This is a genomic window from Luteolibacter arcticus, assembly GCF_025950235.1.
Lineage (GTDB): Bacteria > Verrucomicrobiota > Verrucomicrobiia > Verrucomicrobiales > Akkermansiaceae > Haloferula > Haloferula arctica.
In genome coordinates this window covers 185,484-204,231 of record NZ_JAPDDT010000002.1, presented here as the reverse complement: position 1 = coordinate 204,231, position 18,748 = coordinate 185,484, and the positions used below count along the sequence as shown (strand labels likewise).

Genomic DNA, 18,748 nt, shown 5'->3' with positions numbered 1-18,748 from the left:
TTCATCGTTTCTCTATCACAAGCGTTTCGCGGACCTGCTTGGCAGCGTCCGCGATGACGGTCTCGCGTTGCTCGGGAGTGGCTTCGGCGGCATCGTAGAAGACGACGATGAGGAACGGCTTGCGGCCCTCCGGCCAAACGACCGCGATGTCATTGGCGGCGCCGTTTTCACCGGTGCCCGTCTTGTCGCCGGTCCGCCAGGCGGGATCCATCGCCGCGCGGATGCGCTTGTCGCCGGTATGGTTGGCGACCAACCAGCCGATGAGCTTTTCCTTGGACGCGTCCGTGAGAGGCGTTCCGAACAAGAGCTTCTCCATGGTCGCGATCATCGCATCGGGCGTGCTGGTATCGCGCTCGTCGCCGCGGACATTCGCGTTGAGGTCGGGTTCGATGCGATCGAGCCGTGTGGTCGCGTCCCCGATCGACCGGAGATAGCGAGTGAGACCTTCCGGGCCACCGATGGTGGCGAGGAGAAGATTGGCAGCGGTGTTGTCGCTCCACGTCATGGAGGCCTCGCACAAGGCGTCGACGGTCATGAAGCCAGCCTTCAGGTTCTCTTCCTTGCCGGTCACCGGCGTCCACGGGATGAGGTCCTTCTTCCCGTAGGCGATCTTGCGGTCCCACTGCTCGTCACCGGCATCGACTCGTGCCGCCACCGCGGCGGCGAGGAGGAACTTGAAGGTGCTGCACATCGCGAAGCGCTCGCGGCCGCGGTGGGAAAGGCTTGCCCGCTTGTCCAATTCCAACACGGTCACGCCAAGCCGTCCGCCGTGCCGCGACTCGAGCTTGGCCATGCCTTCCGCGAATGCCTTCTCCCGGCCTGGACGCTCGTCCGCCGATGCGGATGGGATTCCACCAAGCAAGGCCAGCGCAATGGCGGCGAGGGTCTGGAATGCAGCGTTCATCTCCTCCCCGTAAGCCGGATTCCGCGGACCAACAAGGGGAAGGTCCGCGGCGGCTGCTTGCCAAGGCACCCGACATCGGACAGGCATTTCCGGTGCTCCGCACCCTCCACGTCCGCGGCTACCGCTCGCTCCGGGATTTCCGGATCCGCTTCGGGCGCATCACCGTGATCACCGGCGAAAATGGTGTGGGGAAATCCAACCTCTATCGCTCCCTCGCGCTGCTGCAGCGGATGGCGGCAGGAAGCTTCGCCGAAGCGGTGGAGGCCGAGGGCGGCATGCCGGGCCTGATGTGGGCCGGCATGCAGAGAAAAAAGGACGAGCCGCGGCGCGTCGGTTGGGAGATCGAGGACGATCACTTCGCCTTCTCCCACGAGTGCGGATTGATCCCCACGACACCGGGTGACCCCACGATGTTCCGCACCGATCCCGACATCAAGACGGAGATCATCCGCCTCGGGGGCAAAAAGGGCCGGCCGATGGCGAAGCGCATGGCCACCGCGATCAGCGTGCGCGGGGACGATGGGAAGATGGAGACCATCCCCCTGCCCTATCACCTGCCGGAATCGATGCTCAGCGAGGTGCGCGATGGACTGCGCTACCCGGCGCTCACGGCGGTGCGCGAGACACTGTTAGCCTGGCGCTTCTACCATCACTTCCGCGTCGATCCGGAGTCCGCCTTGCGGCGGTCGCGGGTCGGCTTCTGGTCGCCAGTGCTGGCAAGCGACGGCGCGAACCTCGCGGCGAACCTGCAAAGCATCGCCGAGTCCGGGCGGAGGGAAATGCTGGATGAGGTGGTGGCGAAGGCCTTTCCCGGCAGCAGTTGGCGGCCGGTGGATGACCAGCACCGGTTCCAACTCCAGCTCTCGCGCGACGAACTCGGCCGCTGGCTGGACGCCAGCGAACTTTCCGATGGCACGCTGCGATTCTTCTGCCTGTGCGCCGCGTTGCTGACGCCGAAGCCGCCGCCGCTGCTGGTCTTCAACGAACCGGAGAGCAGCTTGCACGCGTCACTATTGGAACCGCTGGCCGACCTGATGGCGAGAGTGCCGCCGGAGACCCAGCTCATCGTGGTGACCCACGCCCGCGAGCTGGCCGAGCGAATCCGGGAGCGCTGCGAGGCGAAGTGGGTCAAGCTGGTCTCGTTTCAGGGCGAAACCCGGCTGGAGGGGGATGAGGGAACGGGCAGGACGTGGACCTTCGACGAAGAATAAGCCCATAAGCAATCGTAACGGAGCGGGGCTGGCGCCCGAGCGATTCCCTGTCTATGTTGCGTTTGCTGTGAATCACCCTCTCCATCTTTCGCTGCTGGCGCTATCAGTTCTGGTGCCAGTGCAAGGTCTTGAACTCCGCACCTACAATGCCGGGCTGCACGATCGCTTCTCCTCGGGCTTCCCAAACAACCCGGTGATGAACCCGGGGTTCCTGCACAACGCCTCAAAGTTCACGGGCGTGGGGTGGTGGTGGATTAACGGCAACCCGGCGGCAAGCGCCACGCAGTTCACGCTGGTCTCACCGCGGCATGTATTGTCGGTCCGGCATCTTGAGGGCGCCTTCACCAACGGGAATTGGTCGGCCCGCTTCGTCGCCTCGGATGGCCAGGTCCATACCCGGATCATAAGCCCGTTCAATAGCATCCTCGACGGAGCTACTATGGTGGACCTCGCGGTCGCACAGCTCTCTTCGCCGCTGCCAGTCACCGTCAGGCCGGTACGCTATCGGAACAATTTGACGGAGGGACAGCTTAAGAGCGACACGATCATGGTCTTGGGAAAGAACCCTGTAGTGACTGGAAACTCCGTCACAGGTGGCCTCTCGAGCATCGATGACTTCGCCAATGCCCCCTATGCGCCCAACTACATCACGCGGATGTTCGAATTCGAATACGCGATAGCGAGCGGAATTCCTGATGACTGCCACTATGGACCGGGTCCCGGAGATTCCAGCAGCCCGGTATTTGTCGAGTACAACAACGAGCCGGCGCTGGTCGGCCTCGCCGCCCAAGCGGACGACGATGGGTCGAAGTACTACGGCTACTGTACTTTTGTACCCCACTACATCACTCAGATCGACTCGATCCTGAACCCCATGGGCTACCGCATGCGGCCGGCCGAATACACGCCCACCACGCTGTCCCTGGCATCTGCCGCGGTGCCCGGCACCTTGCGGCAGGCTCATGCCGGCGATCTCACGTTCACACTGGGAAACACCGGCGGCCAAACGACCGGGAACGTGGCACTCACGCTCTCCTTCGATCCGGCCGAGGCCCCGGACTCGGTGACCGCGCCCGGCTGGATCGTCGAGTCGATGGGCGGCGGCGTCTGGTCCATCCGCAAGGCAGTCATGTCCTCCGGCGACAGCATCGTGGCCACGGCGACCTGGGCGTCGCTACCGGCGGTGGCTTCGCTGGATACAAACGTGGCCGTCGAGTCCGACACCACCGCCACGGCCAACCCGCAACCATCATTCACGTTGCTACCATCCTACGCCGCGTGGTCAGCGGGATTGACCGAGGCGGATGAAGGCGATGATCCGGATTCCGACGGGCTGGAGAACCTTCTCGAGTATGCCCTCGGCGGCGATCCGGAAAGCGGCACCATGCTCTTGCCCGGCGGCAACCCATTGCTGCCCATGCTTTCGGAGTCGGGCGGGACGATCACCCTGACCTACCCGGAGCGCAGCGATGCCGTAGTACGAGGTCTCTCGTACATCGTGGAAACTTCCAGCGACCTCACTGATCTCGCCGGCAGCACGACATTGCCGGTCGGTGCCTCATCTTCGACTGCGGCCTACTCGCCCGACGAACCCGGCTTCGTGAAGCGAACCATCACATGGCCCTCGGACGGACCGCAGCGCTTCGCGCGGGTGAAGGTCGCCCTTTCCGAGTGACTACGGCTGGATTTCCACCCGGTCGCCGAGTTCGGTCAGGGCGAAGAGCTTCTGGGCATTGCCCGCCGGCACGCGGATGCAGCCGTGGGATGCCGGGTAGCCGGGAACGTTGCCCTGATGGAAGCCGAAATCACCGCAGCTAAAGCGCTGGAAGCAGGGCATGCTCGCGTCGTAGAGCGTGGAGGTCCAGGTGCGGTACTTGTTGGTGATGGCAAAGGTGCCGGTGGGCGTGGCGTAGCCCTTGCGGCCGGTGGAAATGGAGGTCTTGAAAAGCTCCAGGCCGGACGAGTCGTAGATCACCGCGCATTGGTCGGAGAGATCGACGATGATGCGGCGTTGCTCGACCACGGGATCCTTGCCGAGCAGCACACGCATCATCTTCACGTCGCTCTTCCGCGCCGCGATATTGAGCGGCCACATGCGGTTGCGCTTGGTCCACACGCTGGAGCGCGCGCCGGCGGCGAGCAAGGCGCGGGCGGTGTCAGTACAGCCGCTGTCGGCGGCGAGCATGATGGGTGTCACGTTGGTGTCGTTCTTCAGCAGCCAGCGGAGGGTGCCTCCGCGGACGACCTGGAGAAACGAATCCGAGACCTTGGAGGACAGCGGCGTGTTCGGGTCGATTCCACGCTTCAGCAGTTCCTTCACGATGCGAGCCCGTTGCAGGACGATGGCGAGGTGCAATGGCGACTGTCCCTCGGCGACCGGTTGGTCCGGCCGCGCGCCGCGGTCGAGCAGACGCGCCGCGGTGCGGGAATCGCCCTCGCGGATGGCGAGGCCGAGCGGCGTATCGAGAAACGGTGCGGGCAAGGTGCGCGGCTGGCCGCCATGCGCCGCAATCAACGCGGCATGGTAGTCGCGCTTTCTACGACAAGCCTCGTAGTAAAGCGGCCGACCATCCGCGCCATAGCAGAGGAAGAGATGGAGGAAGTCCACGCGGTCATCGGCGAGCGCTGCCTCGAGGGGCCGGCGGCCACGGGTGTTCCGGGATTCCGGCGAGACGCCGAGCGAAAGCAGCAGCCGGCATGCATCGAGCTCGCGGCGATCGTAGGCTTTCCAGAGCGCATCCCCCCACGAGCCGCCGAGCGGACGAGCACCCACGGCGGCGAGCGTTTTCGCAAGGCCGAGATCGCGGGAATCGATGGCCGTCTCCAGCGGCGTGCGGCCGGAGCGGTCGGGCAGGTTCGGATCGGAGCCAGCCTTCACCAGCGGTCCGGCGAGGTCCCGCCAGTCTTTCCGCAGGGCGGCGACCAGAGATGACTCGTGCACGGCATTCACTGCAGCGGCATCCGCGCCGAGCGCAAGCAGCTCCGCCATGAGGTCGCGGCGGCCGGCCTCGATCGCCACGTGGAGCAGCGGATTGCCCGCGGCGTCCTTCTGATGCGGATCCGCACCGCCTTCCATGAGGCGGCGGACGAAGGCGAGCCGGCCGTTGCGGATCGCCCACGGCAGCACCTTGTCGCCATCCGGGGTGAGGCCCTCTGGCGGAGCGCCGGCATCGAGCAGGCGATCGGTCATGGCTGTCTCGCCCTTGGCCACGGAAAGGGAAACGGGGGTGACTCCCGAGGGAGTGGTCGCGGCGAGATCGGCACCATTCTCAATCAGTTCCCAAGCGATGGCGGAGAAGCCGCGGTCGATGGCGAGGTGGAGCGGCGAATGGCCCGTGGCATCACGCTGGCCTGAATAAACCTGCGCCTGGAGGAGCAGGCGGGCGACATCCGTATTGCCATCCTGCACTGCCGCAAGGAGCGACGCGCCCGAAACCTCCACCCCACGCTTCTCCAGCTCCCGCATGGCCTCGCGCTGGGGATTCCGGCACGCAGTCGCGGACACCGCGAGCAATACGGTGGCAGCGATCCGGATGGCGGAACGAGAGGACATGGGCGACCGGAACCACTTATCACGCGACGGTCGCGCGGACAAGATCCTACCCGCGATAATCCACGCGGCGGCTTTGGAAAGCGGTACCTTGCCGTAGAGCGGACCGGTGATGCATGCTGCAATCATGGATAGCGGGGAAAGAGAGGCCTGGCCGTGGTTGCTTATGTCGGCGGCGGTGTGCGGGCTGGCGACGCTGGCCGGGGTGATGGCCGAGCGAGCCGGTGCCCCACATAACGTCGCGACCGGCCTTTATGCGGTGGCCTACCTCGCTGGCGGGTGGGAGGCGGCGATCGAGACCTATGGGAAGCTCCGCCGGCTGAGTCTCGACATCCATTTCCTGATGCTCGCCGTGGCAGTCGGCGCGGCATTGATCGGCGCGTGGTGGGAGGGCGCCGCACTGCTGTTCCTCTTTTCACTGAGCGGTGCGCTGGAGGCGATGGCGATGGCGCGCACCGAGCGCGAGATCCGCAGCCTGTTCCGCGAAGCACCGAAGCAGGCCTTGCTGGTCGAGGACGGTGGCACCCGCGAGATCCCGGTTGGCACCCTGAAGGCCGGCCTCACTGTCCGCGTGCTGCCCGGCGAGCAATTCCCCGCCGATGGCAGGGTGACGAAGGGCGAGAGCGCCGTCGACGAATCGACCATCACCGGCGAATCGGTGCCGGTGGACAAGACCCCCGGCGATACCGTCTTCGGCGGCACGCTCAACACTTGGGGCGTGCTGGAGGCCGAGATCACCCGCGCCCCTGGCGACAGCGCGAACGACCGCATCATCCGCCTGATCCGCGAGGCGCAGGCGAGCAAGGCTCCGTCGCAACGCTTCACCGACCGGTTTGGTACGACGTACACCGTAGGAATCCTCAGCTTCTCGCTGGTGATGTTCCTGTGGTGGCACTTCGTCGCGGGAGTGCCGGCATTCATGGAGCATGATGGCAAGTCGGCCTTCTATCGTGCGATGACGCTGCTGGTGGTCTGCTCACCGTGCGCACTGGTGATTTCCATCCCGAGCGCGGTGCTCGCCGGAATCGCCGCCGGAGCGCGGCGCGGCATCCTTTTCCGCGGCGGCGTGGCGGTGGAAAACCTGGCCACCATCCAGCGGCTCGCCGTGGACAAGACCGGCACGCTGACCAAGGGCGAGTTGGAGTTGTTAGACTGCAAGTCCGAAACACCGGGAAAAGAGGACGAACTGCTGGCGGTCGCGGCGGCGCTGTCGGAGAACTCCACCCATCCGCTGTCGCGGGCCATCGTGAAGGAAAGCCTGCGCCGGGGCATCGAGCGGAAGCAGGCGACGGAATTCGAATCGCTGGCGGGCCAAGGCCTGCGGGCAATGGTGGGGGGTGTGTCCGCGAGCCAGGGCCGGCGTTCCATGTTTGCGGACGATTCATGGCTTTCCGCGCTGCCCGATCCCGCGCCGGGACTGACCGAGGTGCTGGTGAAGGCGGGCGATCTGAAAGGCCGGCTGCTCCTGCGCGACGCGCCCCGCAGCGAGGCCGCACCGCTCATCAAGCAGCTCGCCGATGAAGGCATTCGCGTGACCATGCTGACGGGCGACCGTGAGGAATCGGCGCGGCTGGTGGCGGACGAACTCGGTTTGTCAGACTATCGCTCCGGCCTTCATCCCGAGGACAAGGTGGCCGCGATCCAGGCGTGGCGGGCGCAGGGCGAGATCGTCGCGATGGCAGGCGACGGCGTGAACGACGCACCGAGCCTCGCCGCCGCCGACATCTCGATCGGCATGGGCCTGCGCGGCAGCGATGCCGTGCTAGAGCAAGCTGACGTGGTGCTCACGCAGGACCGGCTGGAGCGGATCCTCGATGCCCTGCAGCTCAGCCGCCGCTGCCGCAAGATCATCCGGCAGAACCTGGCCATCTCGCTCGGCGTGGTGGTGCTGCTCGCCCTCGCCGCCCTCGGCTCATGGATTCCCCTTCCCATCGGCGTGCTCGGTCACGAGGGCTCGACGGTCCTAGTGGTGCTGAACAGCCTGAGGCTGCTGTTCCGTTAGAAATTCGACCGCATGAAGGACTCTTCCGGCGGCGCGGCGGCCTCGGCAGCGTGATCGACTTCCAGCACCGGGATATTGCCCTCGCCTTCATCCGGGTAGCGCATGGTGCCGGACAGCTTCATCCACGCGTTTTCCTCCACCTGCGGGGCCTCGCCCTTGAAGCGGACGATGATTGGGATGGCGCGGCTGTCGGCGGCGCAGCAGGTAATGAAGAGACGGTAGAGACGGCGCTGGGTCGGCAAGGCGGCATCGGGGTCCTTGACCACGCGGCCTTCGGTTTCGACCTGCATGCCCTCCACGAGATCGCGCATCTCGGGGTCGCCGGCGCTGAAGAACAGCTCCATGAGGCCGAAGGTGTGGTAGCCGTCCGCGTTCTTCGGGTGCTGCTTTTCGATCAGCTCCTTGGTCAGCTTCGGCATCGACGAGCCGAGAAACAGCGAGCTGGCATCCGCCGGGCTATCCATGAGGCCCTTGCGAGTGAGCGAGCCGAGCGAGAAGGCGTCCTTCGTCCACGCCACGCCGACGCAAAGCGGCAGCAGCAGGATCAGGAAGGCCGCCACCGGATGGACGTCGAGGCTCTCGTGGTCGTGCGTGTCGTCCGGTCCGTGATCGTGACCGCACGAGGCGTCCTGCGTGGCGGTCAGCAGATTGAACAGCCCGACGACCGCGAGGCCGAGGCCGCCAACGATCACCAGCGGACGGAAGTCCGGCGCGAGGTACTTCACGATCCGGCCGCTGGCGTAGAAGTAGATCAGCACTCCCGCCCAGGTGAGCAGGGCGAGCGAGAAGAGCACGCGCTGGAATTTCGGATTCACTATTTGGCGAGCGTGAAGATGGCGGCTTGCCAGGCGATGGACGCCGCTCCGATGGCAACGAACAGGCCAAGCGCCAGCCACAGGATGAAGCGCTTTTTCAGCACCGTCTGGTAAAGGAAGAGCAGCTTCACGTCCAGCATCGGCCCGAAGACCAGGAAGGCAAGCTTCGCGCCGTAGGTGAACTTGTCCAAGGTGGCGGCGATGAACGCGTCCGAGGTGCTGCACAGGCTGAGCACGAAGGCCAGGGCCATCAGCGCGGCCGGAGCGACGAGATCATTCTTCGCCAGGGTGTCGAGCCACTCCGCACCGGGAGCAATGCCGGTATTGAAGAGCGCGGTGATCGCGACGCCGATGACGAAATAGACACCGACATCCACGAAATCCCGCATCGCCGAGCGGAACGCCGCCACCAGCCGGTTGTCGTTTTTTTCGTCGTGGTGGTGGTGATGGTGGTCGTGACCGCAGCCCTCGTGATGCTCGTGGTGGTGACCATGGTCGTGGCCGTGATCGTGGCCACAGTTCTTGTGATCATGGCCATGATCGTGCGCGTGGGCAGGAACCGGCGTGTTGTCCTTGGCCAGGCTGTCCACCAGCCGTTGCCGGAGGATCTTCACCATGGGAATCCGCGAGACGATCAGGCCGACCGCGACCGCCACCAGGAACCCGAGGCCGAGCCGCGAGGCGGTCATCACCAGGCTGGCGGAATAGGTCACCCCCTCGCCAAACGGGATCTCCGGGCCCTTGAAGGCCTTCCATGTGCTCAGGGCTGTGATCGGATTCACGATCGGCGCGGCGAGCATGTAGGTCAGCGCACAGGACACCGGCAGGCCCTTTTTTACCAACCGGCGGATCACCGGAACCACCGCGCATTCGCAGACCGGCAGGATGAAGCCTAACAATCCCGCCACCAAGATGGCCGGGAATTTCCGCCGCGGCAGCAGGCGGTCCATGGTGCCGGCCGGCAGATAGATGTCGATGAACCCGCTGATCAGCGTGCCCAACAAAATGAACGGCGCGCCTTCGAACAGAATGCTCAGGAAGGCGAAGGCGAAGTCCTGTCGGGAGTCCGGCGACACGTCCGGAGGAAAGGGGCTGCCGCCGGTGCTGTCAAACCCGACCGACCGAGCATGCAATCCGCAGGCAATCGGTTGTCACGCCAGCGATCCCGGTTATCGTCGCGCCGCCGATGAGCGTCCCGATTTCCACCGGTGTCGTGTTTCAAGCGCGACAACTGCGCAAGGTCTATCACACCGGCGAGCTCGATGTGGTCGCGCTGCACGGGGTGGATCTGGAAATGAGCGCCAGCGAAATGGTCTGTCTGCTGGGCGCTTCCGGCAGCGGGAAATCGACGCTTTTGAACATCCTCGGCGGCCTCGATGTGCCGACCTCCGGCCAGTTGCGCTACAAGGGCTGGCCGCTCGATGGCTCGGACGAGGGCACGCTCACCTCCTTCCGCCGCAACTGCGTCGGCTTCGTCTTCCAGTTCTACAATCTCATTCCCAGCCTCACCGCGCGGGAGAATGTGGCGCTGATCACCGACATCTCCGCCGACCCGATGACGCCGGAAGACGCGCTGGATATGGTCGGCCTCGGCAAGCGCATGGATCATTTCCCCTCGCAGCTTTCCGGCGGCGAGCAGCAACGCGTCGCGATCGCCCGCGCCATCGCCAAGCGGCCGGAGGTGCTGCTCTGCGACGAACCGACCGGCGCGCTCGACGTCACGACCGGCATCACCGTCCTGGAGGCGGTCGAGCGCATCAACCGCGAGCTCGGCACGCTGACCGTGGTGATCACTCACAACGCCGCGATGGCGGAAATGGCGGACCGGGTGCTGCACCTTTCCGACGGCAAGATCGTCAACGAGCAACGCAACGCGGTGCGGCTTCCGGCACGCGAGCTGAAGTGGTGACGCAGATGTTGAGAGTTGATGGTTGATGGTTGAGAGCGAATCCCAAACAGCCGCCACTCAATTCACCCCCGCTCACTCTCAACTCTCGACCATCCACTCTCAACTTTTCCCATGATCCACCCGCTCGATCGCAAGCTGCTGCGCGATCTTGGCCGCATGAAGGGCCAGGTCGTGGCGGTCAGTCTGGTGATGGCCTGCGGGCTGGCGATGATGATCATGACGCGCAGCCTGATCCTCACCTTGGAGTCAACGCGCGATGCCTATTACCAGCAATTCGCGCTGGCTGATGTCTTCGCCACGCTGAAGCGCGCGCCGCTCTCCATGGCGGACCGCGTTGCGGCGCTGCCCGGCGTTTCCACCGTCGAGGCGCGGGTGGCGGTGGATGTGACGCTGGACCTTCCTGGCCTCGCCGAGCCCGCGACAGGGCACATCATTTCGCTGCCGGAGGATGGCAGCGAACCGAAGCTCAACCGCATCTTCCTCCGCAGCGGTCGCATGCCGCAGACGGATACGCGGCGCGAGGTGGTGGTCGGAGAGTCCTTCGCAAACGAAAATGGCCTGCGCCCCGGCGACTCACTGGTGGCGGTGATCAATGGCCACCGAGAAACGCTGCAGATCTGTGGTATCGGCCTGTCGCCGGAGTTTGTCTTCGAGGCGCGGGCCGGTGAGACTCTCCCCGATCATCGCCGCTTCAGCGTGATCTGGATGCCCTATCGCGCGCTCGCCGTTGCCTACAATCTGGATGGTGCCTTCAATGACATCGCTCTCGACATGGCTCCCGGTGCGGCGGCCGAGCCGGTGATTGCGCAGATGGATCGATTGCTCGCTCCTTACGGTGCCAGCGGAGCCTACATGAGAAAGGACCAGGCGTCCGCGCAGCGGCTGGATGACGAGTTGCGCGTGCTCAAGGCCCTGTCCGTGGCCTACCCGCTGGTCTTCCTCAGCGTGGCCGCGTTCATGGTGAATGCGGTGCTCGCACGGATTGTTAGACTCCAGCGCGAACAGATCGCGCAGATGAAGGCGCTCGGCTATTCATCGCGGCAGGTCGGGGTACACTACCTGAAATTCGTCTTCGTCATCGGCGCGCTGGGCACGCTGATCGGTGGCATCGCCGGACGCTTCATGGGCGGCGGGCTGGTGAATCTTTACACGATCTTCTTCCGCTTTCCCTCGCTTGAGTTTCGCATGGACTACGGCGCGCTCGGGCTGGCGCTCTGCATCAGCGCCGGTGCCTCGGTGATCGGCGTGCTGTCGGTGGTATGGCAGGCGGTGAAACTTCCACCGGCCGAGGCGATGCGTCCGGAGCCGCCGGCGGACTTCAAGCCCTCGTTGTTCGAGCGCATCGGCCTCACCCGCTTCTTCAGCCCGGCCTTCCGGATGGCGCTGCGAAACATCGAGCGCAAGCCGTGGCAGGCGGTTTTCACCACGGCGGGCCTCGCCCTGGCCACCGGCCTGATGGTGCTGCCCGGCGCGATGTCCGACAGCATCGACTACCTGCTCACCTTCCAGTGGAACCGCCAGCAGCGGCAGGATGCGGCGGTATTCCTCGTCGAGCCTTCGTCGGAAAAGGGCTTCCACGATCTCGAGCACCTGCCCGGCGTGATCCGCGCAGAACCGATCCGCAGCGTGCCGACGCGGCTGCGGTTCGCCCATCATCACCGCAAGCTCTCGATCACCGGCATCGCACCGGGCACGGATCTCAATCGCCTGTTAGACGAAAACGGCGAACCGATCGTGATGCCGGAGGAAGGCCTGCTGATGTCGAAAAAGCTCGCCGAAGTCATCGGCGCACGGATTGGCGATGAGGTGCAGGTGGAGGTCATGGAAGGTCGCCGCCCGGTGCTCGGCGTCCCGATCCGCGGGCTGGTCACGGACTTCGCCGGCGTGGCCGCCTACATGGACATCCGCGCGCTGCGGCGGCTGTTGAAGGAGGGCGACACGATCAACGGTGCCTACCTCACCATCGACCACGCGCGCTGGGATGAATTCATGCGCGAGGTAAAGGACACGCCGCGCGCCGCGCTGGTGATGGTGAAGCGCGACCAGCTCGAATCTTTCCGCAAGACCACCGCCCAGAGCATCGGCTTGATCCGCAAGCTCTACTTTGTGCTCGCCGTGATCGTGGCCTTCGGCGTGGTGTACAACAGCGCGCGCATCGCCCTATCCGAGCGCAGCCGCGAGCTCGCCACGCTGCGCGTGGTCGGCTTCCGCTTGTCGGAAGTGCGCAGTGTCCTGTTAGGCGAGCTCGGCATCCTGGTGCTGTGCGCGCTGCCCTTCGGGCTGATGTTCGGCAAGGGGCTCGCCATGTTCATCATGGCATCCTTCAGCACGGAAACGGTGCGCATGCCGATCGTCATCGATTCCTCGACCTACTCGGTCGCCATCGGCGTGGTGCTGACCGCTGCGGCGCTGTCATTCGCGCTGGTCAGCCGCATGCTCTCTAAACTCGACCTCGTCGGCGTCTTGAAGGCGCGCGATTGATCTTTCACTCTCACGTTCACCCACAAGCAACATGTCCAACGGCAATGGCGAAACTCCACCCTGGGAAGGCAAACGCAGTGGCTCCGCGAAAAGCCTGCTGCGCCGGCTGGTGCCATGGCTCATCGGCGGTGCACTGGTGGCCGTCGTGGCAATGGGCCTGAAACCAAAGCCGGTCGAAGTCGAGACCGGCACCGTGGCCCGGGCACCACTGACCGTCCGCATCTCGGAAGAAGGCAAGACGCGCATCCGCAACCGTTACGTGGTGGCCGCGCCGCTTGCCGGCCGCATGCGCCGCGTGCACTTCAAGGCGGGCGACGAGGTGAAGGCCGGCGAGACGCTTCTCACCGCCATCGAACCCGTGGCTGCTCCCCTGCTCGATCCGCGGGCAAAGGCACTGGCCGAAGCGATCGTCGCGACCCGCGAGGCAGCGCGCAGCCGCGCGACCGAGACGCTCAAGGCGGCGCAAAGCGCTCAGCTCATGGCGGATGCCAACCTCGCCCGCATCCATTCGTTGCGAGGCGGCGCCGTTTCCCAAGCCGACCGCGATCGGGCGGAGATGGAAGGCTCGATGCGCTCGGCCGATGTCCGCGCCGCGGAGTTCGCGCTCAAGGTCGCCGAGCACGAAATCGCACAAGCTCATGCCGCGCTCGACCGCCCGGCCGTCACGATCGAAGGAAACGCCATCGAGGTGAAGGCACCTGTCTCCGGCCGCTTGCTCAATGTGATGCAGGAGAGCGAGACGGTGGTCACCGCCGGCACGCCCATCGCCGAGATCGGTGATCCGGCGGACATCGAGATCGAGGCGGAGATCCTGTCGCGTGACGCCGTGGCGATGAAACCGGGCGACGCCGTCAGCATCGAGCAATGGGGAGGGCCCCAGCCACTCGCAGCCCGGGTCCGCCGCATCGAACCCGCGGCCTTCACCAAGATCTCCGCGCTCGGCGTGGAAGAGCAGCGCGTTTTCGTCCTGTGCGATCTGGTGAATCCGCCGGAGGAGGCCAAGGCACTGGGTGACCGCTACCGCGTCGAAGTCCGAGTCGCCGTATGGCACAGCGACGACGCGCTGGTCGTTCCCGCCGGGGCCTTGTTCCGCGAAGGAAATGCCTGGAAGACCTTCGTCTTCCGCGATGGCAAGGCGCAGGCCGTTTCCCTCGAAGCCGGGAAGTCCGACGGCCACTTCACCGATGTGATTTCCGGGCTCTCCGAAGGTGATGAGGTGCTGCTTCACCCGCCCGATACCGTGAAGGACGGCACGGCGGTGACGAAGCGGAAGTAGGCAGCGCCTCGGGAACTAGGAGAGCGGGATTCATTCCACCCGGAGCCATGAGAACTGCCGACTTTACCGTGGACTCGTGCGGAATGAATTCCGCGCTCCCTGTCGAGATGCGCCGCCCAATCACTTCCCCTGCTGCGACGGTGGATCATCGCTCATCAGCTTGATCGACCACTGCTTGAACCGGTCCTCGTATTCCACGAATACGATCTCGCGCCGCCGGTCGCTGGACTTCCAACTCGACGAGTAGACCTTCGCCCACGCGTCGCCATCGCCCTGGGCCTCCACGATCGCAGGATAGATGCCGAATTCATCGACCTCCTTTGGCTGCGGATACACCACATTGCCGCCGGGCGGGATCGATGACAGTTCCTTTCCGGCCATGTTGAAGCGAATCGTCTTGGGCGAGAGGTTGATTGCCCGGACCGAGCCGAGCTTGAAGTCAGCGACATCGTCATCGAAGGCGTGGATCTCGTAGCTGCCCTCACCTTGCTCGTTTTTCACCGGCCGGAAGAACAGCACCTGTCGCTTCGACTTCGTCAGCTTGCCTTTGGCGACGGGAGTGGCGGTGTCGCCCGCCTTCGCGAAGAAGACGGCCTCGTCGCCCTTGAACTCACCCTCCACCACCGGTGACATCGACAGGGCATGGACGGGTACCGTCACCGCCTTGCCCTTGGGCGTGGCGGCCAGCAGATGGACTTCATTCAGCCCGGGCAAAACCTCCAGGCCCAGCGTGCGGAAGGCGACCTTCCGCACGTCCTGGGCGTGAGCGGCAGCGAGGGAGAGCAGGAAGGCGGCAGCCACACGGGCGGTTTTCATGATCGTGGAAGTTCGGGTTGGAGTCCGGGCGTTTGTCGGGTTCCCCCTTCGATAGCACTCGCCAGAAGCGGTGGAAAGGATGCTGTTTGGAGGTCCGCCCGCCGGAAAAACAAGAAAGCCGGGAACCGCCCGTGCGATTCCCGGCACCCGTTGGCCCATGGAGAGTTAGCTCGCTCAGGGGTTGAGCGTGATCTTGTAGAAGGCCCTGCCCGGCGGCGGCTCGGGATCGGTGAAGCTGGCCGAACCCGCGGTGCCCGGCCACGCCGGTTGCAGCGTGGACCACGACCCCGCACCCAGCGTGGTGCTGCGTTCGATCTTGAAGGTCACGCCTTCCACGCTCGGCCACTGGATCGCTCCGCCGCTGCCACGGATGGCGGCAAAGCGGGAGGAGCCGTTGTTCGGGATCAGGCCGAGCCGGAACTCGGTCAGGTTGTCCGTGCCATCGTGCTCGAAGTCGTCCGCCGCGCCCTGACCGAGGCCGGAGAAGTAGGTATTCTCCCACGTGTCCGGCAGGCCGTCATTGTCGCTGTCCGATCCGCCCAAGCCCGGCTTGGTGGCACCGGTGGGGATCGCGAGATTCGTCGCGGTGGGATCGACGAAGATATTGTCGATATACACCGGATTGCCCGCGGCAGCATTGTCCACGATGAGGAAGCTGTTCAGTGGGTTCCCCGCCACTCCGTTGCGGAAGTCGAAGGGGTTGAAGGGGCTGGCCGGATTGACGATCTCGGTCTGCGAGCCGCCCGGCAGTTGATAGTAGACCCGCACGGTATCGGTGGTGTTGTCCGCCACCATCCAGATGTTCATCCACGTAGCCGGCTGATACGGAAGAAGACTGTCATAGAAGTTCGGCGCGGTGTTTCCGTCGCGTACCCTTAGCGTGCCAGCGGTAGCGATGAGCTGGGCCTCGAAGTCCCCGAATCCTGCGGCCGCTGACCCCACGTCACTGAGACCGAAGCTGTGGTCGAGGACCGCACTGGCGCAACGGAGTTGGAAGAACAGCGTGCCCGTCTGACCCTGGCGGATCTGGATGCCAGAGTCCGCGAGCGATTTGCGCAGCGGCGAGCCGACCGCGCCCGGCTTGACCAGATAGCCGACCTGATCGGCACCGCCCGCGATGGGTTCCGCAGCGACGGTGGCCCACTCATTGATCGTGGCGAACCAACCGTTCACGCCATTGAAGGTCTGTCCGACAGTCATCCCGGCACCTTGGAAATCCTCCACCAGCGAGAAGCCCGTGGGCTGGGTTGGGAAGCTGTTCGCGTCGTTCGGATAGGTGCCGTGGTCGAGCTCGTACTTGTCGCTGAAGCTGTCGCCATCGGTGTCCGCCAGGATCGGGCTGAGGGTGTTTCGCGGCTCTTCCTCGTCCACTCCTTCTTCTCCGTCCAGCAGGCCATCCCCATCGGAATCCTGTACCAGCGGGTTGGCCCCGGCAGTGATCTCGTCACCGTCCTCAAGTCCGTCGCCATCGGTATCCCTGAGGTTCGGATTGGTGTTGTGGGTGAACTCCGCCCCGTTGATCAGCCCGTCACCTACCGGATCGCCGGGCTCCAGATCGTCCAGGCCCGTTTGGCTGGAGATGCCGTGGAAGGCCTTCCATGAGTCCGGCACCGAGTCCTCGGTGGAGCTGTAGAAGTCCCCGCGGTTGTTCGGGTTATTGTCGTGTTCTTCCTCCACCGCGTTGGTGTCGTGGTCGCCATCCGGGTCGTCGCCGGGATCGCCGTTCGGGTTCGAAAGACTCTGGAAGAAGGCAAGTTCCCAGGAGTCCGCGAGTCCATCCGCGTCGATGTCGCCGGGAATGGAATTGGGATTGGTGGGATTCGAGCCAGCCGCCTGTTCCTCGAGGTTGGTGAAGCCGTCGTTGTCCGGTGCCTGGTCGTCCGAATCGTAAAGCGCGATTTCCTCGGTCGTCGGGATACCGTCGTCGTTGCCGAAGTACTGGTCTTCCCAATCGTCGGTAAGGCCATCGTGATCCGCATCGGCTGCCGGGATGGTCAGTATCACCTTGTCAACGTACGGCCATCCACTCGTCGATTTCAGGCCGAAGCCGACCTTCTTGCCAATCGCGGGACTCCCCGCGGGAACCACGTAGATATTGCCGCGACCGTTCAGGTAGGACGTGCTGGTCACCTCTGTCAGGGCCTGCTGGTCGAGAGGAAAGCGACTGATGGCCGGTGCCAGATCCGTGCCGGAATTATAGACAAGTCCACCGCGCACCGTGCTGCCCGAACCAGTATGATCGTAGCTGAAAGCAATGACGTCCCCTGCGGCCACGATGTAGTCGGTGAGGTTGTAGGCGGCGTTGCCATTTTCCATGTAAGCGTGCTTGATGCCGTGAGTATTCGTCCCGCCGGTCTCTGCCCCGCTGTTCGCGCTGGCGGTGGATTCGCCGGTCCACAAGTTCCAATAGGGGACATCGCCATCGGGATCGGTGTCCCAATTCTCCGCCTTCGCCGCATTTGGCACGCCCGGTGCCGGGCCCATCAGTTCGAAGCTGCCGTTCCGCACGTCCGTGCTGATCAAGCTGAGCAGCATCGGCGTACTATCGGCGTTGTTCGGGTTGGTGCCGTAGAAGACGATCTCGGCCCGGTCGGTGTGGCCGTCGTCATCGGTGTCCACGTCATTCGGATTGGTCGCCTGACTCCCGAAGGCCGTATTGAGCGATCCATTTTCCTGGAAATCCGTCAGCCCGTCACCGTCGGAGTCCACGACGAGCGGATTGGTGCGCTCATAGGCCACGCCGCTCCACAGATTGGAGATGCCGTCCACTTCGTCGCCGTCTTTCAGCAGGTCGTTGTCCGTATCGCTGTCGTTGGGATCGGTCTTCTCGATGTATTCCTCCAGATCGGTCAGTCCGTCGGCACCGCCATTCGTATCCGCATCGGCCGTGCCGTCACGGCTGAGATTGCCGAAATGGAAGTCCTCCCACGCGTCATTCAGGGTGTCTCCGTCGGTGTCTGGATTGGCAACGGCGGTTGGGTCGCCGAGATTCTCGCCGGAATTGTCGATGTAAATGTCGTCATAATAAATTGATCCCGTTGCATTGGCGCAGAACAGTTGGACGGCAATCAAAGACAACGCGGTGCCATTCCGGAAATTCCAAGGACCGTTGGCGGTAGGCGGCACCAACTCGATCTTCGACGAATCGTTTGGGCCTTGAATGAAATACTTCCAAGTGTCGTCACCGTTGGCCGTGGCGTTGTTCGCGACAAGCCATACCTTGTACCACGTGGCCGGTTGCACGACCATTTGGGTAGCCGGATTAAGCTGGTTCGTTCCTCCGTCGCGGCCGCGAAAAAATCCGGTTCCACCGATTTGAGCCATCACTTCGAAGTTGCCAGCAGTGCCCGGGCTGGCCGCGCCGGTGCGGTTCAATCCGAAGGAATTGTCGAGGGTCGTATTCCCCTTGCGAACGCGCAGGAAAAGGGTGCCGATGGAATTGTTCGGGATCGTTTTTCCTGCCGCGAGGGCGATGGCGACTCCTGTGTTGGAGGCGGTTGCCGGATGGTGCAGCACCTTGTTGTAGTTCAGATCGGGATCGATCACGACCTGGGCCGTGTTGGTGTTTGTCGCCACCCAGCCTCCCTGGCCGTTGATGTTGCTTCCGATGGCATAGGTGGCGAAGTTATCCACTTTCGTCCATTCTAGGGCGTGGACGGTGGCGAGGAGGCCAAGCGCCAATGACGCTTGGAACACGAGTGTCCGGCAGGGACGCGGCGAGACGGTGGAGGGTTTCATGGGTTGTTGTCGGTGGTTGGTCAGGTCTCCCGCCGGTGGCGGACTT

The 18,748-nt window shown here is 64.3% G+C and carries 12 protein-coding genes; 6 read left to right on the top strand and 6 right to left on the bottom strand.

What is annotated here, in order from left to right:
- Nucleotide 1: 1 nt before the first annotated feature.
- Entirely contained in the window at nt 2-904 is a 903-nt protein-coding gene (gene bla / locus OKA05_RS05660) for a class A beta-lactamase (RefSeq protein WP_264486139.1), read from the bottom strand.
- A gap of 92 nt (nt 905-996) precedes the next feature.
- Between bla and OKA05_RS05655 the strand changes: the two genes are divergently transcribed.
- On the top strand, nt 997-2,115 hold the full coding sequence (locus OKA05_RS05655) for an AAA family ATPase (RefSeq protein WP_264486138.1): 1,119 nt from the start codon (nt 997-999) through the stop codon (nt 2,113-2,115).
- Nucleotides 2,116-2,182: 67 nt separating this feature from the next.
- Nucleotides 2,183-3,790, top strand: a complete 1,608-nt coding sequence (locus OKA05_RS05650; protein ID WP_264486137.1) for a hypothetical protein — start codon at nt 2,183-2,185, stop codon at nt 3,788-3,790.
- Here OKA05_RS05650 and OKA05_RS05645 read toward each other — a convergent pair whose 3' ends face one another.
- Nucleotides 3,791-5,668: an ankyrin repeat domain-containing protein gene (locus tag OKA05_RS05645; protein ID WP_264486136.1), complete on the bottom strand. Its 1,878-nt coding sequence runs from the start codon at nt 5,666-5,668 to the stop codon at nt 3,791-3,793.
- A gap of 109 nt (nt 5,669-5,777) precedes the next feature.
- Here OKA05_RS05645 and OKA05_RS05640 point away from each other — a divergent pair, with 109 nt between their 5' ends.
- Nucleotides 5,778-7,667 carry a heavy metal translocating P-type ATPase gene (locus OKA05_RS05640; protein ID WP_264486135.1) on the top strand — a complete coding sequence of 630 codons (1,890 nt, stop codon included), beginning with the start codon at nt 5,778-5,780 and terminating at the stop codon, nt 7,665-7,667.
- On the opposite strand, the gene OKA05_RS05635 is transcribed toward OKA05_RS05640, so the two are convergent.
- Complete coding sequence (locus OKA05_RS05635; protein ID WP_264486134.1) at nt 7,664-8,482, bottom strand: TIGR03943 family putative permease subunit; 819 nt, start codon at nt 8,480-8,482, stop codon at nt 7,664-7,666. The two genes, OKA05_RS05640 and OKA05_RS05635, sit on opposite strands and share 4 nt — an antisense overlap.
- Nucleotides 8,482-9,558 (bottom strand): permease, encoded by a 1,077-nt coding sequence (locus OKA05_RS05630; protein WP_264486133.1) that lies wholly within the window; start codon nt 9,556-9,558, stop codon nt 8,482-8,484. Before OKA05_RS05630 ends, OKA05_RS05635 begins: the two co-directional genes overlap by 1 nt.
- 110 nt (nt 9,559-9,668) lie before the next feature.
- Here OKA05_RS05630 and OKA05_RS05625 point away from each other — a divergent pair, with 110 nt between their 5' ends.
- The 3 genes from OKA05_RS05625 to OKA05_RS05615 all read left to right on the top strand — a co-directional run bounded on the left by OKA05_RS05625 (nt 9,669) and on the right by OKA05_RS05615 (nt 14,148).
- The gene (locus OKA05_RS05625; protein WP_264486132.1) at nt 9,669-10,391 is read left to right on the top strand and encodes an ABC transporter ATP-binding protein; all 723 of its coding nucleotides are present in this window, start codon (nt 9,669-9,671) and stop codon (nt 10,389-10,391) included.
- A 111-nt stretch (nt 10,392-10,502) separates the two neighbouring features.
- Nucleotides 10,503-12,872 carry an ABC transporter permease gene (locus OKA05_RS05620; RefSeq protein ID WP_264486131.1) on the top strand — a complete coding sequence of 790 codons (2,370 nt, stop codon included), beginning with the start codon at nt 10,503-10,505 and terminating at the stop codon, nt 12,870-12,872.
- A 31-nt stretch (nt 12,873-12,903) separates the two neighbouring features.
- On the top strand, nt 12,904-14,148 hold the full coding sequence (locus OKA05_RS05615) for an efflux RND transporter periplasmic adaptor subunit (protein WP_264486130.1): 1,245 nt from the start codon (nt 12,904-12,906) through the stop codon (nt 14,146-14,148).
- Between the two features lie 120 nt (nt 14,149-14,268).
- Here OKA05_RS05615 and OKA05_RS05610 read toward each other — a convergent pair whose 3' ends face one another.
- Nucleotides 14,269-14,964 carry a hypothetical protein gene (locus OKA05_RS05610; RefSeq protein ID WP_264486129.1) on the bottom strand — a complete coding sequence of 232 codons (696 nt, stop codon included), beginning with the start codon at nt 14,962-14,964 and terminating at the stop codon, nt 14,269-14,271.
- A 174-nt stretch (nt 14,965-15,138) separates the two neighbouring features.
- Nucleotides 15,139-18,702: a hypothetical protein gene (locus OKA05_RS05605; protein WP_264486128.1), complete on the bottom strand. Its 3,564-nt coding sequence runs from the start codon at nt 18,700-18,702 to the stop codon at nt 15,139-15,141.
- Nucleotides 18,703-18,748: the final 46 nt, after the last annotated feature.

Excerpts from the sequence above, each read along its gene's own strand:
- bla (WP_264486139.1), bottom strand. The coding sequence starts at position 904 with ATGAACGCTGCATTCCAGACCCTCGCCGCCATTGCGCTGGCCTTGCTT.
- OKA05_RS05645 (WP_264486136.1), bottom strand. The coding sequence starts at position 5,668 with ATGTCCTCTCGTTCCGCCATCCGGATCGCTGCCACCGTATTGCTCGCG.
- OKA05_RS05640 (WP_264486135.1), top strand. The coding sequence starts at position 5,778 with ATGCATGCTGCAATCATGGATAGCGGGGAAAGAGAGGCCTGGCCGTGG.
- OKA05_RS05625 (WP_264486132.1), top strand. The coding sequence starts at position 9,669 with ATGAGCGTCCCGATTTCCACCGGTGTCGTGTTTCAAGCGCGACAACTG.
- OKA05_RS05620 (WP_264486131.1), top strand. The coding sequence starts at position 10,503 with ATGATCCACCCGCTCGATCGCAAGCTGCTGCGCGATCTTGGCCGCATG.
- OKA05_RS05615 (WP_264486130.1), top strand. The coding sequence starts at position 12,904 with ATGTCCAACGGCAATGGCGAAACTCCACCCTGGGAAGGCAAACGCAGT.
- OKA05_RS05610 (WP_264486129.1), bottom strand. The coding sequence starts at position 14,964 with ATGAAAACCGCCCGTGTGGCTGCCGCCTTCCTGCTCTCCCTCGCTGCC.
- OKA05_RS05605 (WP_264486128.1), bottom strand. The coding sequence starts at position 18,702 with ATGAAACCCTCCACCGTCTCGCCGCGTCCCTGCCGGACACTCGTGTTC.